3 protein-coding genes and 2 pseudogenes are annotated in these 5,396 nt (G+C 70.3%); 3 read left to right on the forward strand and 2 right to left on the reverse strand.

What is annotated here, in order from left to right:
- The 3 genes and pseudogenes from H5J29_RS19495 to H5J29_RS19505 form a co-directional block, all read left to right on the forward strand.
- A pseudogene (locus H5J29_RS19495) lies at window positions 1–349 on the forward strand (hypothetical protein); the annotation flags it as partial.
- A gap of 130 nt (window positions 350–479) precedes the next feature.
- Window positions 480–4,289, forward strand: a complete 3,810-nt coding sequence (locus H5J29_RS19500) for a multifunctional oxoglutarate decarboxylase/oxoglutarate dehydrogenase thiamine pyrophosphate-binding subunit/dihydrolipoyllysine-residue succinyltransferase subunit (RefSeq protein WP_181782487.1) — start codon at window positions 480–482, stop codon at window positions 4,287–4,289.
- 4 nt (window positions 4,290–4,293) lie between these two features.
- Window positions 4,294–4,479, forward strand: coding sequence for a DUF6104 family protein (locus tag H5J29_RS19505; RefSeq protein ID WP_181782488.1), 186 nt, complete (start codon window positions 4,294–4,296; stop codon window positions 4,477–4,479).
- 50 nt (window positions 4,480–4,529) lie between these two features.
- On the opposite strand, the gene H5J29_RS19510 is transcribed toward H5J29_RS19505, so the two are convergent.
- Window positions 4,530–4,913: a hypothetical protein gene (locus H5J29_RS19510; RefSeq protein WP_181782489.1), complete on the reverse strand. Its 384-nt coding sequence runs from the start codon at window positions 4,911–4,913 to the stop codon at window positions 4,530–4,532.
- Window positions 4,910–5,396 (reverse strand): annotated as a pseudogene (locus H5J29_RS19515) (FtsK/SpoIIIE domain-containing protein); the annotation flags it as partial. The gene H5J29_RS19510 and the pseudogene H5J29_RS19515, both read right to left, overlap by 4 nt.

Raw genomic sequence — 5,396 nt, forward strand, 5'->3', positions numbered from 1 at the left:
ACTCTTCACCTACACCGGCCCCTTCCGCAGCGCGGTCGACGCACTGCGCTCGTGCGCCGTGCCCGCGGACCTGCGCGGCGCCCTCTTCGCGGCGCTGCTCGAGCTGCCCGCGGTCACGCTCGTCGACGAGGTCAAGGACCTCGACGGCAACCTCTGCCTCGCCCTGGTCCACGACGCGGGCCCCACGCGCACCGAGCTGCTCGTCGACCCCGTCGACGGCCAGTACGCGGGCGAGCGGGACACCCTGCGCCGGGACTCGCCCTGCGGCCTGGTCGAGGGCACCGTCATCGCCGAGGCCTCGGTGCGCAGCGCGGTCGTGCCCGCGATCGGCGCGCCGCCCGGCTTCTAGCGCGTGGGCACGAAACGGACACGTGATACGGACCGAGCACCGTACGTGTCCGCGAGTGAAGAGGACTACCCTGGGAACCCGGTCATCGGCGACCCACAGGCTTCAGGCGAACCAAGGCGGTTGAGAGCGCGTGTCCACCAGCAGTACGACCGGCCATACCGGCGAATTCGGGTCGAGTGACTTCGGCCCGAACGAGTGGCTCGTGGAGGAGATGTACCAGCGCTTCCTCGACGACCCGGCAGGCGTCGACCCCGCGTGGCACGACTTCTTCGCCGACTACCGACCGGGCGGCTCGCTCTCCGGCGCCGCTCCCGCCGAGGACAGCCCCACCGCTCAGGCCACCGCCGAGCAGGCGGCCGCCGAGACCCCGCCCGTGAAGCCCGCCGAGGCCGCGAAGACCGCTTCCAGCTCCAACGGCTCCGCCCCCACCACCCCGACCGGAAAGAAGGACGTGGCTCCCGTCAGCTCCACGACGTCCGCCCCCGTCGAGACCCGCGCCAACGGCACCCGCACCGCCGCGAGCACCCCCGCCAAGCCCGAGGCGGGGACCACGTCGAAGGCCGCGGCCAAGCCCGCCGCGCCGAGCCAGGACGAGGTCAGCCCGATCCGCGGGGCGGCCAACGCCGTCGTCAAGAACATGAACGCCTCGCTGACCGTGCCCACGGCCACGAGCGTGCGCGCGGTCCCGGCCAAGCTCCTGGCCGACAACCGGATCGTCATCAACAACCAGCTCAAGCGGACCCGCGGCGGGAAGATCTCCTTCACGCACCTCATCGGGTACGCCCTGGTCAAGGCGATCGCCGACTTCCCCGGCATGAACCGGCACTTCGTCGAGACCGACGGCAAGCCCACGCTGGTCCAGCCCGAGCACGTCAACCTCGGCCTGGCCATCGACCTGCCCGGCAAGAACGGGCAGCGCTCGCTCGTCGTCGTGTCGATCAAGGGCTGCGAGAACATGACGTTCGCGCAGTTCTGGTCCGCCTACGAGGGCATGGTCCACAAGGCGCGCAACGGCTCGCTGACCGCCGAGGACTTCCAGGGCACCACCATCTCGCTGACCAACCCGGGCACGCTCGGCACCAACCACTCGGTGCCGCGGCTGATGCAGGGCCAGGGCGCGATCATCGGTGTCGGTGCCATGGAGTACCCGGCCGAGTTCCAGGGCGCCTCCGAGGAGCGGCTCTCGCAGATCGGCATCAGCAAGATCATCACGCTGACGTCGACCTACGACCACCGGATCATCCAGGGCGCGGAGTCCGGCGACTTCCTGCGCCGGGTGCACCGCCTGCTGCTGGGCGACGACGGCTTCTACGACGACATCTTCACCTCGCTGCGGGTGCCGTACGAGCCCGTCCGCTGGGTGCAGGACTTCCCCGAGGGCGAGGTCGACAAGACCGCGCGGATCCTCGAGCTGATCGAGTCCTACCGCACCCGCGGCCACCTGATGGCCGACACCGACCCGCTGAACTACCGCCAGCGCCGCCACCCCGACCTGGACGTGCTGTCGCACGGGCTCACCCTGTGGGACCTGGACCGCGAGTTCGCCGTCGGCGGCTTCGGCGGCCAGCAGCGGATGAAGCTGCGGGACATCCTGGGCCTGCTGCGGGACTCCTACTGCCGCACCGTCGGCACGGAGTACATGCACATCGCGGACCCGGAGCAGCGCGCCTGGCTGCAGGAGCGCATCGAGGTCCCGCACCAGAAGCCGAGCGTCGTCGAGCAGAAGTACATCCTCTCGAAGCTCAACGCCGCCGAGGCGTTCGAGACCTTCCTGCAGACCAAGTACGTCGGCCAGAAGCGGTTCTCGCTCGAGGGCGGCGAGACCGTGATCCCGCTGCTCGACGCGGTGCTGGACAAGTCCGCCGAGAACGAGCTCGACGAGGTCGTCATCGGCATGCCCCACCGCGGGCGGCTCAACGTACTGGCCAACATCGTCGGCAAGCCGATCAGCCAGATCTTCCGCGAGTTCGAGGGCAACCTCGACCCGGGCCAGGCGCACGGCTCCGGGGACGTGAAGTACCACCTGGGCGCCGAGGGCAAGTACTTCCGGATGTTCGGCGACGGCGAGACGGTCGTGTCGCTGGCCTCGAACCCGTCGCACCTCGAGGCGGTGGACCCGGTGCTCGAGGGCATCGTGCGCGCCAAGCAGGACATCCTCGACAAGGGCGACGGCGGCTTCACCGTGCTGCCGCTGATGATGCACGGCGACGCGGCGTTCGCGGGCCAGGGTGTCGTCGCGGAGACGCTCAACCTCGCCCTGCTGCGCGGCTACCGCACCGGCGGCACGGTGCACGTCGTCGTGAACAACCAGGTCGGCTTCACCACCGCCCCGGAGAACTCGCGCTCCTCGCAGTACTGCACGGACGTCGCGAAGATGATCGGTGCGCCGGTCTTCCACGTGAACGGGGACGACCCCGAGGCCTGTGTCTGGGTGGCCAAGCTGGCCGTCGAGTACCGGCAGCGTTGGAACAACGACGTCGTGATCGACATGATCTGCTACCGGCGCCGCGGCCACAACGAGGGCGACGACCCCTCGATGACGCAGCCCGCGATGTACGACGTGATCGACGCCAAGCGCTCGGTGCGCAAGATCTACACCGAGTCGCTCATCGGCCGCGGCGACATCACCATGGAGGAGGCCGAGCACGCGCTCAAGGACTTCTCCAACCAGCTCGAGCACGTGTTCAACGAGGTCCGCGAGCTGGAGAAGACCCCGCCGGTCGTCTCCGCGTCGGTCGAGAAGGAACAGTCCGTCCCGAGCGACCTGGACACCTCGATCCCGGTCGAGGTCGTGCACAAGATCGGCGACGTGCACGCGCACCTGCCCGAGGGCTTCACCCCGCACCAGCGCGTGAAGCCGGTGCTGGCCAAGCGGGAGAAGATGTCCCGCGAGGGCGACATCGACTGGGCCTTCGGCGAGCTGCTCGCCTTCGGGTCGCTGGCGCTCGACGGCAAGCTCGTCCGGCTCTCCGGCCAGGACTCCCGCCGCGGCACCTTCGTGCAGCGGCACTCGGTGCTCATCGACCGCAAGACGGGCGAGGAGTACTACCCGCTGCGCAACCTCGCGGAGGACCAGGGCCGGTTCCTGCCCTACGACTCGGCGCTCTCGGAGTTCGCGGCGGTCGGCTTCGAGTACGGCTACTCGGTGGCGAACTCCGACGCGCTGGTCCTCTGGGAGGGCCAGTTCGGCGACTTCGTCAACGGCGCCCAGTCGATCATCGACGAGTTCATCTCGTCCGGTGAGGCCAAGTGGGGCCAGATGAGCGACGTCGTGCTGCTGCTGCCGCACGGCCTCGAGGGCCAGGGCCCCGACCACAGCTCCGGGCGGATCGAGCGGTTCCTGCAGCTGTGCGCCGAGGGTTCGATGACCGTCGCGCTGCCGTCGGAGCCCGCGAACTACTTCCACCTGCTGCGTCGGCACGCGCTCGACGGCGTCCGCCGCCCGCTGATCGTCTTCACCCCGAAGTCGATGCTGCGCAACAAGGCCGTGGTCTCCTCGGTCTCGGACTTCACCGGCGGCCGGTTCCGTCCGGTGATCGACGACCCGGAGTTCCGCACCGCCGACGGGCCCGCCTCCTCGGTCAAGAAGGTCCTGCTGTGCAGCGGCAAGATCTTCTGGGAGCTGCACCAGCACCGGCAGAAGCAGGAGATCACGGACACCGCGATCGTCCGGCTCGAGCAGCTGTACCCGGTGCCGGACCGCCAGCTGGCCTCGGTGCTGGAGCGCTACCCCAACGCCCAGGACATCCGCTGGGTCCAGGAGGAGCCCGCCAACCAGGGCGCCTGGCCGCACATGGGCCTGGAGCTGCCGGAGAAGCTGCCGGAGCGGCTCGCGAGCATCAAGCGGATCTCCCGGCGCCGGATGGCGGCTCCCGCCCCCGGCTCGTCGAAGGTGCACGAGGTCGAGCAGCGCGAGCTGATCGGCAAGGCCTTCTCGTAAGCCGATGTACTTCACCGACCGGGGCATCGAGGAACTGGAGTCCCGCAGGGAGGGCGAGGCGGTCAGCGTCGAGTGGCTGGCCGCCCGCCTCCGGGCCTTCGTGGACGAGCACCCCACCCACGAGAACGCGATCGACCGCCTCGCGACCTACCTCGCGAGAGACGACGACGAGGGCATCATGGAGCCGTAACTGTCGTTTCGAAGGCCGGGAACGACAGTGGTGGCTCCATGCTGCGGTGGTCAGCGGCGGAAGCCGAACCTCGTCCGGTGGACCAGTCCCATCAGGGCCTCGTGGGCCTCGTACATCTCCTGCTCGTACGCCGCGAGCCTGCTCGGGTCCGCCTGCGGGTCGGGGCGGGGGAAGGGTGGGACGGTCATCCACGGCTCCGCCCACATCGCGTCGAGCGCGGTCTCCCAGTGCGTGTGCGCGGCGAGCCGACTCATCCCGGTGCGCTCCCCCACCCGTTCCATCCGGTCGTGGAGCACTGCGAGCAGGCGGCGCAGCTCGGCGACCCGCTCGGCGTCTCGGGCCCGCAGGTCGCGGGAGGCGTCCGCGATCGCGCCGGTGAGCTCGCGGTAGCGCTGCGCGGGACTGCGGGGATCGGTCGTGCGGGGATCGGTCACGGCTCCTCCACCGCGCCGGGCACGATGACGACCTCCGGGCGGGACTGCTGCGCGCGGTCGAACAGCAGGCCCCGGCCGGGCCGCGGCGACCAGGTCGTGGAGGCGGTGGGCCCGAAGGGGGCCAGATCGGCGCCCTGGACGTCGAGCGCGATCCAGGCCCCGACGTCGTCGACGCTCGCGGTCATCGCCAGGAGCTGCTTGAGCCGCGTCGCGGAGCGCCACCAGCCCACCACGTGCACACCGACCTCGGGACCGAACCGGATCACGCTGCGCAGCGCGTCGGTGCCGGTGCGTTCGAGCAGCGGGTCCGCGGCGTCGGCACCGACCAGGAAGACGTACACGGGGGTGCGGTCCGCGCCGCCGACCCGGGCCTTGACCTCGACGGCCAGCCCCTCGACGAAGGCCTTGTAGTCGCCGAGTCCCACGGTCTCGACGGGCCGTCCGGCCAACGCCCGCGCGACGTCCCCCGTCGCGGCCAGCTCG

Origin of the sequence: Pseudonocardia pini, from assembly GCF_013870575.1 — a bacterium.
In the GTDB taxonomy this organism is placed as follows: domain Bacteria; phylum Actinomycetota; class Actinomycetes; order Mycobacteriales; family Pseudonocardiaceae; genus Pseudonocardia; species Pseudonocardia pini.

Coding starts and splice junctions, on each gene's coding strand:
- H5J29_RS19505 (WP_181782488.1), top strand. CDS start 4,294: ATGTACTTCACCGACCGGGGCATCGAGGAACTGGAGTCCCGCAGGGAG.